Origin of the sequence: Jiangella endophytica, from assembly GCF_003427025.1 — a bacterium.
Lineage (GTDB): Bacteria > Actinomycetota > Actinomycetes > Jiangellales > Jiangellaceae > Jiangella > Jiangella endophytica.
Window position 1 is genome coordinate 245,445 of sequence record NZ_QVAI01000006.1, and the last position, 19,680, is coordinate 265,124.

Consider the following 19,680-nt stretch of genomic DNA (forward strand, 5'->3'; position numbering starts at 1 on the left):
GTCAGCGCACGAGGTCGCGGATCGCGACGATCTGCTCCCGGCCCGGCCCGACACCGACGGCCGAGATGGGCGCCTTGCACATGTCCTCGACGGCCTCGAGGTAGCGGCGGGCGGCCGGCGGCAGGTCGGACAGCGTGCGGGCGCCGGTGATGTCGTCGTCCCAGCCCTCGAAGTACTCGAAGATCGGCACGGCGTGGTGGAACTCCGTCTGTGTCATGGGCATCTCGTCGTGCCGGACGCCGTCGATGTCATAGGCGACGCAGACCGGCACCGGGTCGTACCCCGTCAGCACGTCGAGCTTGGTGACGACGAGATCGGTGGTGCCGTTGATGCGGGTGGAGTAGCGGCCGATGACGGTGTCGAGCCAGCCACAGCGCCGCGGCCGCCCCGTCGTCGTGCCGAACTCGCCGCCCGCCTTGCGCAGGCGGTCACCGTCGGCGCCGAAGAGCTCCGTGGGGAACGGGCCCTCGCCGACGCGGGTGGTGTAGGCCTTGAGCACCGCGATGACGCCGTCGATGCGTGTCGGCGGGATGCCCGAGCCGGTGCTGGCGCCGCCCGCCGTCGCGTTCGACGAGGTGACGAACGGGTAGGTGCCGTGGTCGACGTCGAGCAGGGTGGCCTGGCCGGCCTCCATGATGACGACCCTGCCCTCGGTGAGCGCCTGGTCGAGCAGCAGCGCGGTGTCGGTGACCATGGGTCGCAGCCGGTCGGCGTAGCCCAGGAGCTCGTCGGCCACCTCGTCGACGCTGGCCGCGCGTCGGTTGTAGACCTTCACCAGCAGCTGGTTCTTCTGCTCCAGCGCGCCCTCGACCTTCTGCCGCAGGATCTTCTCGTCGAAGAGGTCCTGCACCCGCAGCCCGACCCGCGACATCTTGTCCGCGTAGGTGGGGCCGATGCCGCGCCCGGTGGTGCCGATCTTCCGCTTGCCGAGGAAGCGCTCGGTCACCTTGTCGAGGGTGCGGTTGTAGGACGGGATCAGGTGCGCGTTGGCGCTCACGACCAGCTTCGAGGTGTCGACGCCGCGGGCCTCGAGCCCGTCGAGCTCCTCGAACAGCACGCCGAGGTCGATGACGACGCCGTTGCCGATGACCGGCGTCACGCTCGGTGTCAGGATCCCCGACGGCAGCAGGTGCAGCGCGTAGGTCTCGCCGTCGATGACGACGGTGTGGCCGGCGTTGTTGCCGCCGTTGAACTTCACGACGTAGTCGACCTGGCTGCCGATGAGGTCGGTGGCCTTGCCTTTGCCTTCGTCGCCCCACTGGGCGCCGACGAGCACGATGGCGGGCATTGCTGGAGCATCCCCCTTGGCTGGACGGACCTGAACGCGCGCGGGAACCGCCGTTGACGTGACGGATCCCGCGCCGCGCTCAGCGGAGCGTGTCGGCGGCCTCTTCGCTGGAGTCGCGCAGGAACTGGGCGCACCGGGTGGCCTCGTCGGTCTCGCCGATGGCTTCGGCGGCCCGGCCCAGCGCGTTCAGCGAACGCAGGAACCCGCGGTTCGGCTCGTGCGCCCACGGAACCGGCCCCTGGCCACGCCAGCCGGCCCGCCGCAGCTGATCGAGTCCGCGGTGGTAGCCGGTGCGCGCGTAGGCATAGGACGTCACCGCGTCTCCCGCTGAGAACGCGCGGTCGGCGAGGTCGGCCCAGGCCGCCGAGTAGGCGGGATGCGACGCCGCAACCGTGGCGGCGTCGACACCTGACGCCAGGGCCTCGCGGGCCTCCGGCTCGTCGGGCAGCAGCGTCTCGGGCGGGCCGGACAGCAGGTTCTCGCCCGGCATCAGCGAATCTTCTGACCGGCCGACCGCAGCTGCTGGCTCGCCTCGACGACGCGCGCGGACAGCCCGGCCTCGGCCAGCTTGCCCCAGGCGCGCGGGTCGTAGGCCTTCTTGTTGCCGACCTCGCCGTCGATCTTCAGCACGCCGTCGTAGTTGGTGAACATGTGCGACACGACGGGACGCGTGAAGGCGTACTGGGTGTCGGTGTCGATGTTCATCTTGATGACGCCGTAGTCGACGGCCGCGCCGATCTCCTCGGCGGTGGAGCCGGAGCCGCCGTGGAAGACGAGGTCGAACGGCTTGTCCTTGCCGTAGCGCTCGCCGACCGCCTGCTGGATGTCGCGCAGGATCTCAGGGCGCAGCTTGACGTTGCCCGGCTTGTAGACGCCGTGCACGTTGCCGAACGTCAGCGCGACGATGTAGCGGCCGCGCTCGCCCAGGCCGAGTGCCTCGGCGGTGGCCAGGCCGTCCTCGACGGTGGTGTAGAGCTTCTCGTTGATCTCGTGGGCGACGCCGTCCTCCTCGCCGCCGACGACACCGACCTCGATCTCGAGGATGGTCCTGGCCTCGGCGGCCAGCGCCAGCAGCTCCTCGGCGACCTTGAGGTTCTGGTCGAGCGGCACCGCGGAGCCGTCCCACATGTGCGAGTTGAACAGCGGCGCGCCGCCGTTCTTCACCCGCGTGGTGGACAGCTCCAGCAGCGGCTTCACCCAGTGCTCGACGGCGTCGAGCGGCGCGTGGTCGGTGTGCAGCGCGATCTGGACGTCGTAGCTCTGAGCGACCTCGTACGCGAACGCCGAGAACGCGACGGCGCCGCGGACGCGGTCCTTGACCGTCGGCCCGGAGATGTACTCGGCACCCCCGGTGGAGATCTGGATGATGCCGTCGCTCTCGGCTTCGGCGAACCCGCGGATCGCCGCGTTGATCGTCTGCGACGACGTCACGTTGATGGCGGGATAGGCGAACGAGCCGGCCTTGGCCCGGTCGATCATCTCGGCGTAGACCTCGGGAGTGGCGATGGGCATAGACGCTCCGTTCCGGTCGGACGGCAGTACCCAGCCGCCCGGGCTCAGCCCCACGTCTACGGGGGGCACGCATGTCAGGCCCAGTATTCACCGTAACCGGTTGGTAACGCGAAACCGTCCGTACCTGCGCCGCGCACGGCATGCTCCCTGGGCCGGCCGATAGGCTGAGGGCCGCACTACCCACGACCTCAGCAGAGGAGACGCCGTGCCCGAGCGCACCGCAGTCGTCGCAAGCAAGGCCGGTCTGCACGCCCGGCCCGCCGCGGTCTTCGTCAAGGCCGCCGCGGAACAGCCCACCAAGGTGTCGATCCGCAAACCCGACGGAGATCCGGTCGACGCGTCCAGCATCCTGTCGATCATGACGCTCGGGGTCGAGCAGGGCGACCAGGTGATTCTGTCCGCCGAGGGCGAGAAGGCCGACGCTGCCCTCGACACCCTCGTCGCGCTGCTGGAACGCGATCTCGACGAGTAGCCGGTGGCTCCCGGGTCTCGGCCGTAGCGAGCTGGGCCTCGCCCGGTAGGCCAGGAGCCCGGAACACCCTCGCGACGACGCTGCAGGTGGCCTGTCCACCTGCAGCGTCGCTGTTTATCGGTGCTTGTGGTCCCGGACATTACTCGGTTATCCTACAAATCAACGCCATGCTGGGAGGAGTTCACGTGGCTCAGGGGGACCAACTCACGCGACTGACGGCGCTGCCGCGCCCGCCGAGCCTGCACGAATCCGTGCAGACGGCGCTGCGCGACTACATCCTCACCAACGGACTGCGCGCCGGCGACGGCCTACCGGCCGAGGGCGCGCTGGCCCAGCAGCTCGGCGTCAGCCGCAACTCCGTCCGCGAGGCGGTCAAGGGGCTGGTGTCCCTCGGCATCCTCGAGACCCGGCGAGGCAGCGGCGTGTTCGTCAAGGACTTCTCGCTGTCCCTGCTCATCGACAACCTCCCGTTCAACCTGCTCTTCGACCTCAGCGAGCTCGACGACCTGCTCGAGGTGCGCCGCGCCGTCGAGAACGACCTCATCGAGCGGGCAGTCCGCAACATGACCGACCGCACCCGGTCCGAGCTCGAGCAGATCCTCAGCGAGATGAAGGAGAAGTCCGACCGCGGCGCCGACGTCCTCGACGAGGACCGCCGGTTCCACCGGACGTTGTTCGCCGACGCCGGCAACGCGGTCGCGCTCAAGCTGCTCGACGCGTTCTGGCTGACGATGAGCCGTGCGGTCGCGCAGCGCGCCGAGATCGCCGACGACCGCCCGTCCAACACCTACCGGCAGCACGACGCCATCTATCGGGCCGTGCTCGGTGGCGACGTCGCGGCCGTGCTCGACGCTCTGTCCGACCACTACGACCCGATCCTGAGCCGCCTGGACCGCACCAAGCCGCTCTAGAACCACCCGCACCCTTCCCGGGCGCCGACCCGTCGTGGTCCGCGCTCGGCTTCGCCCTGCTCTCTTCCGTTCGCATCGATGCATTCGAGGAGTGGCCATGTCCGTGTCGCCGATGACCCGACGTTCATTGCTGGGGGCCGCCGGAGCGGGAGCGGTGGGAGTGGCGGCCGCCGGTCCCACCGTCGCCGCCGACCCCTCGGGCGCCGAGGCGGAGACGGTGTCGTCGCGGGCGGTGGCCGAACAGCGGCTGGTCAACGGGCGGGTGCGAGCATTGCGCACCTGCGGCTACGCCGAGGCCGGCGACGGCGGTGGTGCGCTCTACCGGCGGCTCGACGCGGCGCCGGACGAGCCGGAGCGCTGGCACCTGCGCACCCGCGACGGCTCGTGGTGGGAACTGGCCGACGACGTCGTCTCGGTGAAGGCGCTCGGCGCGGTCGGTGACTACGACCTGTCGACCGGCGCCGGGACGGACGACACCCTCGCGCTGCAGGCGGCGGCGCGGCGCGGCGGCACGGTGTACGTGCCGGGGGTGGACGGCGCCTATCTCACCACCGACTCGATCAGCCTGCTCACCGACGGCACGCACTGGTTCGGCGACGGGCTGCGCTCGCGCATCACGCTGGTGTCGGGGTCGGGTGGGGCGGGTGAGCTGCTGGGCATCCACGGCTCCGCGCCGTCCACCCCCGCCGGGCCGCCGCAACGCTACGTGCAGGGTGTGCGGGTCAGCGGGCTGCACCTCGACACCAGCGACGGATCGAACGACAACGGGCTGGGCGGCTCGTTCTGCCGCGACGTGCAGCTGGACAACCTCTACTTCTCCCGCGTCGGGCGCAAGGCGCTGACGTTCCAGTACCACTGCGCGAACATCCGCTGCCGCGACGTGACGGTGTACGAGGCTGCCACCGAGCCCCGGTCGACGTTCGCCGTCATCAGCATCGAGGGCCAGACCGCCGGCGTCGACCTCAGCTACTACCCCGGCGGCACGACGAGCACCGAGGACCTCGGCGGCGCGGACGTCCACGACATCACGTTCAGCGACATCACGTGCCACTCGACCGGCTACAACTACGTGGTCGTCTCCAACGCGCACCGGATCCGCATGGAGAACCTCGCGCTCGGCGACACCGGCGGCGCCGGGTCGTTCATCATCTTCACCCGCAAGGTTTGGGACAGCCACGTCCGTGGCGTGCGCGGCGGCGACACGGCGCGGCGCTTCCTCGAGATCGGCGAGCTGGCCGACTCGTGCACGTTCGAGGACTTCCGGTTCGGCGCCACCACCGGCACCGGCGCCGACGGCCGGGCGATCCGCATCGGGGGCACCCGCATCCGCCTCTCCGACGGCTCGTTCCGGCACGGCAACGCGACGCCGCCGGAGGCGATCCAGGTGGCCGGCGCCGACGCGACGATCACCGGCCTGCACGTCACCGAGTGTGCGTCGCAGTACGTGCTGAACGCGCCGCCGGCCGGGGTCCGGCTCAAGGTCACCGGCTGCACGTTCGTGTCATCGGCCGGTGCGGCGTTCCGCGTCAAGGGCGACCACGCGCAGCTGTCGGGCAACCACTTCCGCACCCCGGCCGGGCCGTTCGCCGGGCGGTTCGAGGGCCCCGGCAACGTGTTCACCGGCAACGACGTCGCCGGCGCCGCACCCGGCCGGCTGGTGGTGACGGCCGAGGGCTCCGTCGTCGCGACGCTGAACACCTTCGAGACCGGCGCGACCATGACGTTCGACGGCGCCAGCCTCTACGCCAGCGCCGCGTTCGGCAACATCGGGCTCACCGGCGCCGCACCCAACCTGGTGCCGCTGGCCGGCGGCGCGCTGCACGCCGACGGCTCCGGCGTCCTTCGCGTCAAGGGGTCCCGGTTCACGTCCGACACCGACGGTGTCGTGGTGGGTGGGCAGGGCTAGCACGCCACACGGCTGCCGTCGCCGGCCGACGGGCAGGGCGCCGCGGTAGGCCGGCGACGCCCAGCCCATCCCGAGAGCAGGCATCACGAGCGGCCGGGCGCCGCGATCCGCGGCAGCCGCAGCGCGGCCAGCAGCCCGATCAGCCCGGCCGCGGCGAGCACGACCATCGCCAGGCCATAGGCGCGGTCCGGAGTGGCCGTCAGCCCGGCGACCAGGACGGTTCCGGCGATCGCCGTGCCCAGCGTCGAGCCGAGGTTCGACACACTGCGCGACAGGCCGGAGATCTCACCCTGCAGGTCCTCGCCGAAGCTGGACTGGACGATGTTGACCGACGGCGTGAGCATCAGGCCCAGCCCCAGGCCGATCACCAGCAGGCCCGGCGCGAACGCCCACACCGACGGAGAGCCGATCACCAGCGCCAGCAGCACACCGATCCCGGCGATCGTCAGCACGAACCCCGCGACGACGAGCGTGCGCTGCGCCCGTCGCCGCGCCAGTCGCTCGGCTGCCAGCGACGACACCAGCAGGCCGGCCGTGGCGGCGGTGAAGATCACACCGGTCTCGATGGCGTCGTACCCGCGCACCACCTGAAGGAACGTCGCGACGACGAACGACGTGCCGAGCAGCATCAGCCACTGCATGCTCTGCGTCACCAGGCCCAGGTTCGCCGTGCGGCTGCCGAACACGGCCGTCGACAGCAGCGGCTCCTCGCCGGAGCGCTCCTTCGCCCGGATCGACAGGACGAACCCGGCGAGCAGCACCGCGCCGACGGCCAGCAGCACCAGCATCAGCACCGCACTGTTGTCCGCCGCCAGAATGCCCATGACCAGCGCCGTCAGCCCCGTCGCCGACAGCACCGAACCGCGCACGTCGAACGGCCGGTCCGGGTTCGGCGGCAGTGGATCGCGCAGGTCGCGGCTGAGCCAGATGATCACGGCGATCACCAGCGCCTGGAAGACGAACGCCGCCCGCCAGCTGATCGCCCACGTGATCAGCCCGCCGATCAGCGGCCCGGCGGCGCCGCCGATCCCGCCCATCGCGCTGATCAGGCCGAACGCCCGCGCCCGCGACGTCACCTCGGTGAACAGCAGCGTCGCCAGGATGTAGACCGGCGGGATCAGCAGCGCCGTCCCGACGCCCTCGAGGATCGAGTTGCCCAGGATCAGGACACCGAGTCCCGGCGCCGCCGCACTCAGCAGCGCGCCGACGCCGTAGATCGTCAGGCCGACGCGGAAGCAGCGCTTGCGACCGTATTTGTCGGTCAGTTTGCCGCCCGGGATCATCAGCGCGGCCATCACCAGCAGGAAGACGGTGATCGCGACCTGGACGCCCTGCACGGTGGTGTCCAGGTCGGTGCTGATGTCGTTGATCATCACGTTCATGTTCGAGCCGGCGAAGCTGCAGATGAACTGCGCGAGCGCGAGCGGGACCAGAACCCGCCGCAGCGCCTTCGACGGCCGGTCCGACGACGTCGTGTGCTCGGCCACGGTGCACCCCTGCCATCGATGCTGGCACGGCGGCCCGGCCGCGACCAGAGGTCAGCGGCGATCGGTGACGATGCGCGGCTCGGCCGGATCGGTGTGGTCGACGACCAGGACGGCGCGCTCCAGCGGCCGGTCCCGCTCGCGGTACAGCGCCTGGGCGGGCAGGTAGCGGCGGGTGTACCGCTCGACGACCTGTCGCTCACCGCCGAACAGGTCGCGGTCGCGGACCAGCGCGCGACGCAGTGTCTCCTCCGGTTCGACGTGCAGGTAGACGCTGAACTCCCAGTGGTCGCGCAGCTCCGGCCGCAGCAACAGGACGCCGTCGACGATCATGACGGCGTCAGGCGGCGCCTCGGCGGTGGCCCGCGCCGTGGGACGTCCGGCCCGGTGGTCGAACGTCGACAGCAGGTAGCGGCGGTCGCCGCCGGGGCCGAGCGGTCGCAGCACCCCGTCGCGGATCGCGTCCAGGTCGAACGCGTCGAGGTAGTAGCCCTCGGCCGACAACCCGCCCCGCCGGGACCGCACCTGCGGCGGCTGGTGGAAGTCGTCGATGCCGAGCCGCAGCACGGGGCGGCCGGTGCCGAGCGCCGCCGCGAGGTCGTCGGCGAACGTCGTCTTCCCGGCCGCATCGGGCCCGTCGACGGCGACCCTGACCGGATGGCCCGGACGCAGACCGCCCAGCGTCGTCGCGACCGAGTCGAGCAACCGCCGCCGTTCCACGTCGCGCCCCTCTCCTCGGTGTTCGGCGATTGTCTCCTGGGCCGTCGCCGGCGCGTGCTAGCCTGCCGCGCGGTTCTGCCACCTCTTGCTGGGACGTCCCCCATGTCGTTCTCGTTCGTCCGCCGCGCCGCCGTGCTGTCCGCCGGTGTGGTCCTCGCCCTCACCGTGTCAGGCTGCGGCTCCTCCGACGACGACGATCCGTCGGCGGGCGGGACGGACACGTCGGCCCCGAGCACGTCCGAGCCGACCGCGGAGCCGACGGCGGAACCGTCGGAGCCGGCGCCGTCGGAGACACCCGCTCAGACCCCCACACCGACGCCCACGGCCACCGAGACGCCGGCGCCGCCGCCGGCCGGTGGGGCCGGGTCGCCCGAGACGACCGAGGCGGCGGTCACGCGGTTCGAGACGTTCCTGCACGCGCTCGGCACCACCGACGTCCCCACCATGTGCGCCATCGCCGGGCCGGCCGCCGCCCAGGCCGAGGCGGACGGCTTCGGCCCGTGCGAGTCGACCATGGCGATCATGGCCGGCATGGTGTCGGCCGAGCAGTCGGCGGCCCTCGAGACCGCCACCATCGACCCCGAACTGGTGGACGACAGCGCCCCCGGTCAGGTGACCATCCCGGTCGAGGCGATCGTCGCCGACGCCTCGTTCACGTCGCAGGAGCTCGGCGACACCACCCTCGCCTACCAGGACGGCGACTGGTTCATCGTCGACTGACGCCGCGAGCGTCCTTGCGCGCCAGGAAGTAGGCGAACGACCGCCCGGCGCCGTCGGGGCTGGGCTCGTCGAGCCGCGCGACGACGGTCAGCCCGGCGTCGTCGATCAGCGCGGCGATGCGCTCGCCCGGCACCAGGTACGACTCGTAGGAGACCGGGTGACCGCCGTAGCCCACGGTCGGGCGCAGGTGCTCGTCCTGGCCGAGGTGAGTGCCCAGCAGCAGGTGGCCCCCGGGCGCGAGCGTGCGGTGGAACTCGGCGAACACGCCCGGCAGCTGATCGGGCGGTGTGTGGTGCGTCGAGAAGTGCGCGAGCAGGCCGCCCAAGCCGCCGTCGGGGAGGTCGAGCGCCGTCATGGAGCCCACGGCGAACGGCAGCTCCGGATGTGCGGCGCGGGCCAGCTCGATCATGCGCGGCGACAGATCGATGCCGGACGCGTCGAGCCCGTGGCCGGCCAGCTCCGCCGTCAACCCACCCGGCCCGCACCCGACGTCGGCGACCGGGCCCTTCCTCTCGGCCAGCACGACCTCGGCGAACGCCCGCAGCATGGCGTGCCCCAGCGGGCCCAGCCGGGAGACGGGGAAGCGCTCGACGTAGGTGTCGGCGACGGTGTCGTAGGACGTGCTGACGGCGGCGAGGAAGGCGGGTTCGGTCACGCGGCCGACGCTAGCCGCTGCCTCCGACAGCCTCGCCCGGCAGGAGAGCCGGGAGCAGCCGCGCAAGGGCGGCCGCCTGCTGACGCAGCCGCTTGCGGGTGAGGCCGGGCGAGTGTGCGTTCCGCGGGACGTCGTTCAGCGGCCCGCACCCGGCGGCGAGCAGGAACGCGAAGATCGCCGGTCCCTCGTCCTGGACCAGCTCGATCAGCCGCGGCCGGCCGTGCATCTGCCCATGATCCAGCAGAATGTGCCCATGGTGCGCGACGGTGCGCCGGATCCGGGCGGCTGGGCTTCTCGGAGATCAACGAGGACATCGCGCAGCAGACCCGGTTCCTCCTCTGCGCTCGCGCTGGACCGAGGGCGCGTCTCGCCTCGCGAGGGAGCCGGTTGACTCCGCTGACACCCGGCACGGTGGAGAAATCTCCACGCCAAGGCGGGGGTTGGCCGCCGATCGGAGGGGAGCCAGCAGGAGTGCCCACGGCACCCCCGCCGCCGGACGATGAGGGCATGAACCCGACTCCCTCTCGCCGCAACCTCATCGCCGGCGGCCTGGCCGCCAGTCTGCTGGGCGTCGTCGCGCCGCGGGCGGCCGCGAGCCCGGCCACCGCCGCGACGCCGCCCGGGGCGCCCTCCCGAGGGGTCGCCTTCACCCATGCCACCGTCATCGACGTCGAGCGGGGCCGGCGGCTGCCGGACACCACCGTCGTCGTGCGCGGTGATCGGATCGCGCAGGTCGGCCCGTCCACGCAGGTCCCGATCCCGCCGGGCGTCCGCGCCGTCGACCTGCGCGGCGCGTTCCTGATCCCGGGTCTGGTCGACGCGCACGTGCACAGCTCGTTCGCGACCATCGACCCGGCGCTGTACGTCGCGAACGGCGTGACGACCGTCCGCGAGATGTCCGGCCGCGAGGAGCTGCACGACTGGCGCGACCAGGCCGACGCGGGCGAGCTGCTGGGGCCGCGGTGGGTGATCGCGAGCCGGATCATCGACGGCGCGCCGACGCTCTGGGACCCGAACCTGCTGCCCGTCGTCGAGGTCGCGACCGCCGCCGAGGGGCGTGCGGCCGTCCGGGACGCCGTCGCCGAAGGCGCGGACGCCGTCAAGGTCTACTCCCGGCTCGCGCCGGACGTCTACCGCGCGATCGTCGACGAGGCGCGCCGGCGCGGTATCGCCGTCGTCGGGCACACGCCGGACGAGCTCGACGTCGCCGAGGCGTCTGACCTGGGCCAGGCCAGCATCGAGCACACCTTCACCGTCTCCGTCGCGACGTCGCGGGACGAGCGGGAGCTGCGCCGGCGGATCGCGGCGATCCGGCTCGACCGCGGCGACTACAACGGCTGGTTCAACGCGCTGCACCCGATCGACGTCCAGGCGATGCGCACCTACGACCGCGACAGGGCTGCCCGGCTGTTCGACCGGTTCGCCCGCAACGGCACCCATCAGGTCCCGACGCTGGTCATGCACGACGCGCTCAACCACGCCCGCACGCTCGACCTCACCGACCCGCGCCGCCGCTACCTGCCCCAGCCGATGCTCGACTTCCTCGACGGCCTGCTGCAGACGCTGTACCTGAACGGCCGCGCGCCGGAGCAGGACGCGGACTGGGCGGCGAAGTCGGAGCACCAGCTCGCGCTCGTCGGCGCCATGCACGCGGCCGGCGTCCCGCTGCTGGCCGGCACCGACTACGGCACCTGCGGCCTGTTCCCCGGCTTCAGCCTGCACGACGAGCTGCGGCTGCTGGTGCGGGCCGGCCTGTCGACGGCGGCCGCCCTGCGCGCCGCGACGGTCGAGCCGGCCCGATTCCTCGGCAACCGGCGAGGCGGCCGTATCGCCGCCGGCGCACCCGCCGACCTCGTCGTCCTGGCCGCCGATCCGCTCGCCGACATCGCCAACACCCAGCGCATCGACGGCCTCGTCACCCGCGGCCGTTACCTCGACGCCGCGGAGCGCCAGGCCGTCCTCGACCGCGTCGCCGACGAGGCCGCCGCGATGTCTCCGGACACCGTCGTCGCCGCCGGGTGTGCCTGTCACGGCCCGGTCGATCCGCCATCCGTCTGAATGCAGTGCGGCAATGGGGCGAACTCATGGGCAAGCGCTTGCTGACGAATTGTCATGCCTGCTTGACTCCTAGCTGCCTGGTTCGCACCTTCCGAGGAGAATATGTGGAGATCACCCGCCGCCATCTGCTGTCTCTCCTGTCCGCCGCCGGCGTGCTCACCGTCGTGTCACCGCCACGATGGGCAGGCGCGTCCGACCCGGGTACCGGCACGACGGGGCTGTTGGCCAATACCGTCGACGTCTTCGCCGGCACGGCCGAGTCCAATGCCCGCCCCGAGGTCGCGGCCAAGTTGTCCGCCATCGATCAGACCGCACGCACCTGGCTCGCCGCGCTGGACACGGCCCGCGACGGCGAGCTGTTCAACGGGCTGCCCCTCGGCACCAGCGACCCCAACCTGAACGCGTCGTTCCAGCACCTCTACGAGATCGCCCTCGCCACGCGCACGCCGGGCGGGGCCCCGTCAGACCTGGACGGCGACGTCGACACGCAGCGGCGCGTGATCGACGCACTGGTCTGGCTGCACGAGAACTACTACGGCGACCAGGCGCAGGGCTACTACGGCAACTGGTTCACGTGGGAGATCGGCATCTCCGCCCATGTCGGCAAGACCCTGGCGCTCCTCGACGAGCAGGTCCGCGCCTACCGCCCGGACCTCGTCGGCACGTACGTCGCGTCGATGGACGCCTACCTGCGCAACGGCATCGACGGCGACGTGAACCTGGACTCGCGCTTCCACACCGGCGCCAATCTCGCCGACATCACGACCAACCGGATGCTCCAGGGTGCGCTGCTCGGCGACGAGGCGCGCATCCGCAAGGCGGTCGAGGACCAGCTCACCGTCTTCGCGACCATCGACCCCTATGCGCTGCGACACGGCAACACCGACGGCTATTACGCCGACGGCTCGTTCATCCAGCACCATTCGGTGGCCTATACCGGCTCGTACGGGAAGGCCCTGCTGACCCGGGTGGTCCAGACACTGAAGATCCTCGACGGAACCGGTCTCGCCAACACCGAGGCCCTCGTGCCGGTCGTGCAGGGCTGGGTGACGAACGGGTTCGCGCCGCTGATCTTCGAGGGCTGGATGATGGAGATCGTCAAGGGACGGGCCGTCTCGCGGACGACGTCCGGCTACACCGACGTCGCGGCGGTCGTGGAGGCCGTCGTCGACCTGACCGGCTACGCGACCGGCGCCGACGCGGCGGCGTTGAAGAGCTACGTCGCGTTCATCCGGTCGACGTCGCGGGCGGCGCTGAACCCGACGACGTTCGTGTCGCCGGTCACCATCGCGCGCTACACCGACATCGTCGACGACGACACCGTGCAGCCCGCGGACCTCGGTCCGGCTCACCGGAGGGTCGCGTTCAACGCCATGGACAAGAACGTGCATCGCCGGCCCGGCTTCGCATTCGCGCTGTCGCGCAGCTCGGACCGGATCAGCAAGTACGAGTACATGAGCGGCGAGAACCTCATGCCGTGGTTCCAGGGCGACGGCGCCCACTACCTCTACCTGTCCGGGCAGGACCAGACGGAGGCGTACGGAGTCGACTACTTCACGACGGTGTCGCCGTACGCCCTGGCCGGTGTCACCGCTCCGGTGGAACACCGGCAGACCATCCCGCAGCTGTACGGCACGCCCTTTTACGACAACCCAGGCCACCCGCTGGAGTTCACAGCCTCGTCGGAGTCGCAGAACACCTACGTCTACTTCCCGCGCGGCACCAACGGGCACTCCGGCGGCGCCGCACTCGGCGCATACGGCGCGGCCGGCATGGTGCTGTCCAGCGACGCCGCCTATGCCGCGAAGCAGACCGGGATCCTGCCCGACGACTTCGTCGTGTACCAGAACGTCACGGCCATGAGGTCCTGGTTCATGCTCGACGACGAGATCGTCGTGCTGGTCGCCGGCATCGACGACGGCGCCGGCCGGGCGGTGACGACGTCGGTCGACGCCCGGATCTCGGCACCGTCCGACGACGTCTCGATCAGCGGCTCGGCACGGGACGGCAGCGCGTGGTCCGGCCCGGGCACCGGCGACCCGCTCTGGCTGCGCTACGCCAACGAGAGCAAGGGCACCGCCGTCGGCTACGTGTTCCTCACCTCCCAGCAGGCACGGGTCGCCCTCGACCCCGTCACCCGCAGCCGCCGCGTCGTGCGCACGGCCAACCCGGACACGGCCGTGACCAAGAACGTCTTCGACGTCTCGGTCAGCCACGCGGCCGGGGCCGAGCCGGGGCCGCTCGCCTACGCGCTGGTGCCGAACGCGACGGAGGCGCAGCTGCGCGGGTACTCGCCCGCCGGCCCGATCATCGTGCTGGCGAACGACACCCGGGTGCAGGCTGTCCTTCACGCGGGCCTGGGGCTGGTGGCGGCCAACGTGTTCCACGCCGGCTGGCACGAGTCGGTGGGCATGCGCATCGAGGGCCCGGCCTCGGTGATCGTCCAGAACCGGCCGCGGTTGACCACCATCGCCGTCTCCGACCCGACCATGGGGCGCGACACGGTCAGCGCGACGTTGCTCGGCCGCTCGCTGACCAAGGTCGCCGGCGACCGCGGCGTGCGGGTGAACCGGTCCGACGGCAACACCCACCTGGAGTTCCCGACCCGGCAGGCGTACGGACGGAGCCTGACGGTCACCCTTCGCGGCTGACCCGCCGTGATCGGCAGGGAGCGCTCACCCCGTGGTGGGTGGCGACTCCCTGCCGATCACTGGGCGATCTTGGCGGCGACGGCGAGTTCGTCGACGAGGTCGTTCATGGGATGGCCGGAGTGGCCCTTCACCCAGTGGAAGACGACGTCGCCGCGCTCTTCGACGAGGTCGACGAAGGGCTCCCAGAGGTCGCGGTTGGCCACCGGCGACTTGGTCGACGTGACCCAGCCCCGCGTGCGCCAGTTGCGCCACCACCCGTCGCGGAAGCAGTTGACGACGTAGGCGGAGTCGCTGACGACGACCAGCGGGCCGGCCAACGCCTTGACCGCCTCGAGCGCCGCCGTGATCTCCATGCGCTGGTTGGTGGTGCTCGGCGCGGACCCGGACGCGAACCGCTCGCGCGAGATCGCCCACGCCCAGCCACCCGGGCCGGGCGTGCCGGAGCAGGCGCCGTCGGTGTAGACCTCGACCGCACCCTCGGGCGCCACCATGGCCGGCGGACGGGGCCGCTTGGCGCGGGCCGGTTTCGCCGCGGGCGCCTCGGTGTCGCCCGGGACGGGGATCAGGGCCGGCGCGCCGGCACAGGCCGCGTGCACCCAGGCGCGGTTGCGGCCACTGCCCGAGCTCTCGAGCTCGTCGCCCGGATGGATGTCTCCACCACACGCACCACACCGGCCGGCGTACTTCGCGAGCACAAGCACTCTCCTCGGATGACGAACGAACTCCCGGCACTTTACCGGCGGTCGCCGAGAAGACCGTGGATCACGCCCGGTGCCGCAGCAGGACGGTCGCGAGGGCGACGTCAGCGGGGTCCAACGCCACCTTGCCGTCCTCGACCTCCCAGAGCGCGTTCTGCAGGACGCGGCCCAGCGTCCAGCTCGCCGCCCGGCCGCGGTCGAGGCCGACCAGCTCGCTGAGGAGGTCGAACCGCCGCAGCACCACCCGCTCGACCCCGCCGGCGACGACGGCGTCCCAGCGGCTGTTCAGCGCCGGCCAGAGGTCGAATCCGGGGTCGCCGGCCAGCGGCACCGGATCGATCGCCAGCCACGGCTCGCGCTCCCCGGCCAGCACGTTCTCGTCGTGCAGGTCCCAGTGCAGCAGGCGGTCACCGGCCTCGGGCAGCAGCTGCGCCACGGCCGCCGCGCAGGTCTCGACCAGCCGGCGCTCGGCGGGGTCGGACAGCGCGGGCACCGCGTCGGGCACGGCGGCGATCATCGCGGCGGCGACGTCGCCCAGCCGCGGCAGGCCGTCCGGCGCCGGACGCGCAGCCAGCCGGGCCAGCAGCCCGCCCAGCACGGCCATGGTGGCGTCGTCGTCGGCCACGGACGAGAGCGGCCGGCCGGCGTCGAGCCGCTCCAGCAGCATGGCGCCGGTGCCGGCGTCGTGGTCGAGCAGCCGCACGACGCCGTCGCCGTCCCACGTGCGCAGCCCGAGCACGGCCACGGTGTTCTCGTCGCCGACCGGCTGCAGCCGCAGCACGGCGGGCGTGCCGTCGGCGCGCACGACCGGCTGCACCAGCGCCGCCATGCCGTTGCCGGCCGGGCCGTCCGGACGCAGCCCCCAGTGCTCCGCCGTCCGGACGAGCAGCCGCGGCAGCCCGTCCAGCCAGGCCCGGCCGGCGTCGTCGCGTCCGTACGACGCGACGAGGGCGTCCGGGACCTCGGTGTGGATCATCACCGCCATCGTAGGAGGGGCGCTATCGCAGCGCCTCCGTCAGGACGCGCCCCTCGGCCCGTCCCGGTGCGGGAATGCCCAGCAGCGCGGCGATCGTCGGTGTGACGTCGATGTGACGCGCGCCGTCGAGCCGGGCGCGCGGGCGGACCCCCCGGCCGGCGATCAGCAGCGCGGCCTCGCGCTCGCCCGTCCGGCCGTGGTAGCCGCGCGGGCCGTCCGGGTCGGTCAGGCCGAACGACCAGCCGGCGGCCGGCTCGGCCACCAGCTCGCCGAGCAGCGGGCTGGCCCCGAACGCGTCGAGGCCGGCGCGGTCGTGGACCCGTTCCACTGCCTCGACCGACTCCAGCGCGGCGCGGGCCCGTGCGATGCCGGCCGGCGTCCGGGCGGCGCCGAGCAGGTGGACACTGGCGACCCCGCCGACCACCATCGCGACGTCGGTCGACGGCGCCGGCGCGGCACCGGGCGCCACGAACTCCGGCGTGAACCCGGCCTCGGTCAGCGCGGCGAGCACGAGGCCGCCGAACGCGCGGGTGAACGTCGTCATGCCGTGGTCGCCGAGGACCACGAACGCGGTGCTGCCGTAGATCCCGACGTCCTTCGTGGCCTGCACGAGGCGGCCCAGAGCGGCATCCAGCCCGGCCAGCCGGCCCGCCATGCCGGGCGACTCCGCACCCTCCGCGTGCCCGAGCGCGTCGAGGTCGTCGGCGTACACGGCGAGCAGCGTCGGCGGCTCCTCGACGACGACCGTCTCGGACCCCGACCGGATCGGCCGCCCGTGCAGCAGGTCGACGGCCAGGTCCAGTCGCGACGGGCCGGTGCCGCCCGGCTGGACGTACAGGGCCCGCGGGTCGCCGAAGACGACGCCGTGGTTCTGCAGGATGAAGAACTGCACCGAGGCGACCGTCCCGCCGGCCGCCGTCACCGCCTCGGCGATGGTCTGCGCCTCGAGCGTCCGGCTCTGGCTCACCGCACGGCCGGTGGCCGGGTCGAGGAAGTACGGCGTGTTGAGGTGCGTGTGCGGCCAGGCGCCCGAGACGACGGTGGCCCACGACGTGTTCGTGATGGAGGGGAAGCACCCGGTCGTCGTGCCGATGACGCCGCGGCGAGTCAGCGCGTCGAGGTGCGGGGTGCCGACCAGGTCGAGGTAGGCGGGGTCGAACCCGTCCCACCCGACGAGCACCACGTGCCGGGCCCGGTCGCCACCGCCGGCGGTGCCCTCCGCGGCGGCCACGGAGGGCAGCGCGACCGCGGCGGCGGCACCGGCGCCGGCGGCGAGCACCGCGCGGCGGCTGACGGAACGTCCGGACAGGGGCGCGGCGGTCGGCTTCGTCATGGAAGCCGACCCTTCCGGATCGGGATGAACGTGGCGAGGACGCGCTCAGTCGGCGAGATAACGGGCCAGGTACCGGCCCGTGTACGTCGACTCGTCGGCGGCCAGGGTCGCGGGTGTCCCCTCGAACACCACCCGGCCGCCGTCGTGGCCGGCGCCGGGCCCCAGGTCGACGACCCAGTCGGCCGCCGCGACGACGTCCAGGTTGTGCTCGATGACGATCAGCGTGTTGCCGTCGTCGACCAGCCGGTGCAGCAGCGCGATCAGGTGCTCGACGTCGGCGAGGTGCAGGCCCGTGGTGGGCTCGTCCAGCACGTACAGCTTGCCACCGACGACCAGCTCACTGGCCAGCTTCAGCCGCTGCCGTTCGCCGCCGGACAGCGTGGTGAGGGTCTGGCCGAGCGTGAGGTAGTCGAGGCCGACGTCGCTCAGCCGCCGCAGCACGGTCCTGATCGCCTTCTCGGTGAAGAACTCCAGCGCCTCGGCGACGCTCAGCTCGAACACGTCGGCGATGGACCGGCCGCGGACGAGATGCCGCTGCGCCTCGTCCTTGAACCGGCGGCCGCGGCACACCTCGCAGATCGTGGTGACGCCGTCCATGAACGCGAGGTCGGTGAAGATCACCCCGGTGCCCTGGCACTCCGGGCACGCGCCGCTGGAGTTGGGGCTGAACAGCGCCGCCGGCGCGCCCGTCGTGCGGGCGAACAGCGACCGGATGGGGTCGAGCATGCCGGTGAACGTCGCCGGGCTGGACCGCCGCGACCCGCGGACCGGACTCTGGTCCAGCATGACGGCGTCCGGCCGGATCGCCGGCAGGTGGCCGCGGATCAGGCTGCTCTTCCCCGACCCCGCCACCCCGGTGACGACGCTCAGCACCCCCAGCGGCAGGTCGACGGTCACGTCGCGCAGGTTGTGCGTCGACGCCTGCTCGATGCGCACGTGTCCCGACGGCGTCCGCACGGCTGCGTCGTCGCGCGAGACCCGCGGCGCCCGCAGCCCGAGCCCCGTGCGCGTCTCGGACTTCACCAGCCCGTCGTAGGACCCCTCGTACGTGACGGCGCCACCCGCCCGCCCCGCCCCCGGCCCCATGTCGATGCAGTGATCCGCGATGGCCATGATCTCCGGATCGTGCTCCACGACGACCACCGTGTTGCCCTTGTCGCGCAGCTCGATCAGCAACTCGCCGAGCCGGTGCACGTCGCGCGGGTGCAGCCCGACCGTCGGCTCGTCGAACACGTAGAGCAGGTCGGACAGGCTGCTGCCGAGGTGCCGGACCATCTTCACCCGCTGCGACTCGCCACCGGACAGCGTGGACGTCGCGCGGTCGAGGCTGAGGTAGCCGAGGCCGAGGATGCCGAGCCGTTCGACCTGCTCCGCGGCGTCCTGGACGAGTGGCGCGACGCTGGGGTCGTCGATGGCCCGGATCACGTCGACGAGGTCGTCGGCCTGCAGGGCGTTGAGGTCGGCGATGGAACGTCCGCCGATGAGCGACGAGCGGGCCGCCTCGGCCAGCCGGGTGCCGCCGCAGTCGGGACACACCCCGCGCGTGACGATGCGCTCGAACGCCTCGCGGGTCTTGCCCTTGTAGGCGTCGGCCTGCTTGTGCAGGTAGAGCCGGTTGAACCGGGCGATGACCCCCTCGTAACTGGTGACCTCGGGCTCGGGCGCCTTCAGCTCGCCCTGTTCGGCGTACATGAGGATGCGCCACTGCTCGTCGGTGTAGTCGCGCAGCGGCATCGACGGGTCGAAGAACCCGCTCCTGGCGTAGGACCGCCAGAACCAGTGCCCGACCCCGAATGCCGGCCAGGTCAGGGCGCCGTCCTCGAGTGACCGGTCGCGGTCGACCAGCTGCGACTCGTCGACCACGCTCACGACACCCAGGCCCTGGCACGCCGGGCACATGCCCTGCGGGTCGTTGAACGAGAACGCGTTGGAATACCCGGCGAACGGCCGGCCGGCCCGCGAGAAGATCAGCCGCAGCCGGGCGCCGATGTCCGTCGCGGTGCCGACGGTGGACCGCGCACCGCCGCCGAGCCGCTTCTGGTCGACGACGGTGACGGCGCACAGGTGCGCCAGGCGGTCGACGTCGGGCTGGCCGTAACTGGGCAGCCGGCTCTGCGCGAACGCGCTGAAGGTGGCGTTGAGCTGGCGTTGCGACTCCGCGGCGAGTGTGTCGAAGACCAGCGACGACTTGCCCGACCCGGACACGCCGGTGACCACCGTCAGCTGGTGCTTCGGGATGTCGACGTCGATGTTCCTGAGAGTGTGTTCACGGGCACCACGGACCTCGATGACGCCG

Annotated in this window: 17 protein-coding genes; 6 read left to right on the forward strand and 11 right to left on the reverse strand. The window is 72.1% G+C overall.

Translation table 11 applies throughout. The features are described from left to right. Position 1: 1 nt before the first annotated feature. The 3 genes from DZA62_RS15085 to fbaA all read right to left on the reverse strand — a co-directional run bounded on the left by DZA62_RS15085 (position 2) and on the right by fbaA (position 2,800). Positions 2-1,288, reverse strand: a complete 1,287-nt coding sequence (locus DZA62_RS15085; RefSeq protein ID WP_116949708.1) for an adenylosuccinate synthase — start codon at positions 1,286-1,288, stop codon at positions 2-4. A 79-nt stretch (positions 1,289-1,367) separates the two neighbouring features. Next, positions 1,368-1,778 carry a DUF3151 domain-containing protein gene (locus DZA62_RS15090; RefSeq protein ID WP_198663790.1) on the reverse strand — a complete coding sequence of 137 codons (411 nt, stop codon included), beginning with the start codon at positions 1,776-1,778 and terminating at the stop codon, positions 1,368-1,370. Further along, entirely contained in the window at positions 1,778-2,800 is a 1,023-nt protein-coding gene (fbaA, locus tag DZA62_RS15095; RefSeq protein ID WP_116949710.1) for a class II fructose-bisphosphate aldolase, read from the reverse strand. The genes DZA62_RS15090 and fbaA overlap by 1 nt, the downstream gene beginning before the upstream one ends. A 205-nt stretch (positions 2,801-3,005) precedes the next feature. Here fbaA and DZA62_RS15100 point away from each other — a divergent pair, with 205 nt between their 5' ends. The 3 genes from DZA62_RS15100 (at position 3,006) to DZA62_RS15110 (ending at position 6,089) form a co-directional block, all read left to right on the forward strand. Further along, positions 3,006-3,272, forward strand: a complete 267-nt coding sequence (locus DZA62_RS15100; protein ID WP_116949711.1) for an HPr family phosphocarrier protein — start codon at positions 3,006-3,008, stop codon at positions 3,270-3,272. Between the two features lie 185 nt (positions 3,273-3,457). After that, positions 3,458-4,183 (forward strand): FadR/GntR family transcriptional regulator, encoded by a 726-nt coding sequence (locus DZA62_RS15105; RefSeq protein ID WP_198663791.1) that lies wholly within the window; start codon positions 3,458-3,460, stop codon positions 4,181-4,183. Positions 4,184-4,280: 97 nt separating this feature from the next. Beyond that, positions 4,281-6,089: a pectate lyase family protein gene (locus DZA62_RS15110; protein WP_157987690.1), complete on the forward strand. Its 1,809-nt coding sequence runs from the start codon at positions 4,281-4,283 to the stop codon at positions 6,087-6,089. Between the two features lie 83 nt (positions 6,090-6,172). On the opposite strand, the gene DZA62_RS15115 is transcribed toward DZA62_RS15110, so the two are convergent. Together DZA62_RS15115 and DZA62_RS35740 are read right to left on the reverse strand one after the other, a co-directional pair. Beyond that, positions 6,173-7,471: an MFS transporter gene (locus tag DZA62_RS15115; protein WP_116949856.1), complete on the reverse strand. Its 1,299-nt coding sequence runs from the start codon at positions 7,469-7,471 to the stop codon at positions 6,173-6,175. 156 nt (positions 7,472-7,627) lie between these two features. After that, positions 7,628-8,293: a nucleoside/nucleotide kinase family protein gene (locus DZA62_RS35740; RefSeq protein ID WP_157987691.1), complete on the reverse strand. Its 666-nt coding sequence runs from the start codon at positions 8,291-8,293 to the stop codon at positions 7,628-7,630. Positions 8,294-8,395: 102 nt separating this feature from the next. Between DZA62_RS35740 and DZA62_RS15125 the strand changes: the two genes are divergently transcribed. Beyond that, positions 8,396-9,013, forward strand: a complete 618-nt coding sequence (locus DZA62_RS15125; protein WP_116949714.1) for a hypothetical protein — start codon at positions 8,396-8,398, stop codon at positions 9,011-9,013. On the opposite strand, the gene DZA62_RS15130 is transcribed toward DZA62_RS15125, so the two are convergent. After that, on the reverse strand, positions 9,000-9,668 hold the full coding sequence (locus DZA62_RS15130; protein ID WP_116949715.1) for a class I SAM-dependent methyltransferase: 669 nt from the start codon (positions 9,666-9,668) through the stop codon (positions 9,000-9,002). The genes DZA62_RS15125 and DZA62_RS15130 overlap by 14 nt on opposite strands. A gap of 10 nt (positions 9,669-9,678) precedes the next feature. Further along, on the reverse strand, positions 9,679-9,894 hold the full coding sequence (locus DZA62_RS15135; RefSeq protein WP_116949716.1) for a hypothetical protein: 216 nt from the start codon (positions 9,892-9,894) through the stop codon (positions 9,679-9,681). Positions 9,895-10,175: 281 nt separating this feature from the next. On the opposite strand from DZA62_RS15135, the gene DZA62_RS15140 reads away from it, so the two are divergent. Together DZA62_RS15140 and DZA62_RS15145 are read left to right on the forward strand one after the other, a co-directional pair. Next, positions 10,176-11,726, forward strand: a complete 1,551-nt coding sequence (locus tag DZA62_RS15140) for an amidohydrolase family protein (protein WP_116949717.1) — start codon at positions 10,176-10,178, stop codon at positions 11,724-11,726. Between the two features lie 104 nt (positions 11,727-11,830). Further along, the gene (locus DZA62_RS15145; protein WP_116949718.1) at positions 11,831-14,377 is read left to right on the forward strand and encodes a polysaccharide lyase family 8 super-sandwich domain-containing protein; all 2,547 of its coding nucleotides are present in this window, start codon (positions 11,831-11,833) and stop codon (positions 14,375-14,377) included. 56 nt (positions 14,378-14,433) lie between these two features. Here DZA62_RS15145 and DZA62_RS15150 read toward each other — a convergent pair whose 3' ends face one another. The 4 genes from DZA62_RS15150 to DZA62_RS15165 all read right to left on the reverse strand — a co-directional run bounded on the left by DZA62_RS15150 (position 14,434) and on the right by DZA62_RS15165 (position 19,589). Beyond that, complete coding sequence (locus DZA62_RS15150; protein ID WP_198663793.1) at positions 14,434-15,072, reverse strand: ribonuclease H family protein; 639 nt, start codon at positions 15,070-15,072, stop codon at positions 14,434-14,436. A gap of 67 nt (positions 15,073-15,139) precedes the next feature. Then, positions 15,140-16,051 carry an aminoglycoside phosphotransferase family protein gene (locus tag DZA62_RS15155; protein ID WP_198663794.1) on the reverse strand — a complete coding sequence of 304 codons (912 nt, stop codon included), beginning with the start codon at positions 16,049-16,051 and terminating at the stop codon, positions 15,140-15,142. Between the two features lie 22 nt (positions 16,052-16,073). Further along, positions 16,074-17,384: an alkaline phosphatase family protein gene (locus tag DZA62_RS15160; RefSeq protein WP_116949719.1), complete on the reverse strand. Its 1,311-nt coding sequence runs from the start codon at positions 17,382-17,384 to the stop codon at positions 16,074-16,076. 45 nt (positions 17,385-17,429) lie between these two features. Further along, positions 17,430-19,589, reverse strand: coding sequence for an ATP-binding cassette domain-containing protein (locus DZA62_RS15165; protein WP_232827505.1), 2,160 nt, complete (start codon positions 19,587-19,589; stop codon positions 17,430-17,432). Positions 19,590-19,680: the final 91 nt, after the last annotated feature.

Bases quoted from the DNA above. Each gene is read 5' to 3' on its own strand.
- DZA62_RS15085 (WP_116949708.1), bottom strand. From the start codon at position 1,288: ATGCCCGCCATCGTGCTCGTCGGCGCCCAGTGGGGCGACGAAGGCAAA.
- DZA62_RS15090 (WP_198663790.1), bottom strand. From the start codon at position 1,778: ATGCCGGGCGAGAACCTGCTGTCCGGCCCGCCCGAGACGCTGCTGCCC.
- fbaA (WP_116949710.1), bottom strand. From the start codon at position 2,800: ATGCCCATCGCCACTCCCGAGGTCTACGCCGAGATGATCGACCGGGCC.
- DZA62_RS15110 (WP_157987690.1), top strand. From the start codon at position 4,281: ATGTCCGTGTCGCCGATGACCCGACGTTCATTGCTGGGGGCCGCCGGA.
- DZA62_RS15115 (WP_116949856.1), bottom strand. From the start codon at position 7,471: ATGAACGTGATGATCAACGACATCAGCACCGACCTGGACACCACCGTG.
- DZA62_RS15125 (WP_116949714.1), top strand. From the start codon at position 8,396: ATGTCGTTCTCGTTCGTCCGCCGCGCCGCCGTGCTGTCCGCCGGTGTG.
- DZA62_RS15135 (WP_116949716.1), bottom strand. From the start codon at position 9,894: ATGCACGGCCGGCCGCGGCTGATCGAGCTGGTCCAGGACGAGGGACCG.
- DZA62_RS15140 (WP_116949717.1), top strand. From the start codon at position 10,176: ATGAACCCGACTCCCTCTCGCCGCAACCTCATCGCCGGCGGCCTGGCC.
- DZA62_RS15155 (WP_198663794.1), bottom strand. From the start codon at position 16,051: ATGATCCACACCGAGGTCCCGGACGCCCTCGTCGCGTCGTACGGACGC.
- DZA62_RS15160 (WP_116949719.1), bottom strand. From the start codon at position 17,384: ATGACGAAGCCGACCGCCGCGCCCCTGTCCGGACGTTCCGTCAGCCGC.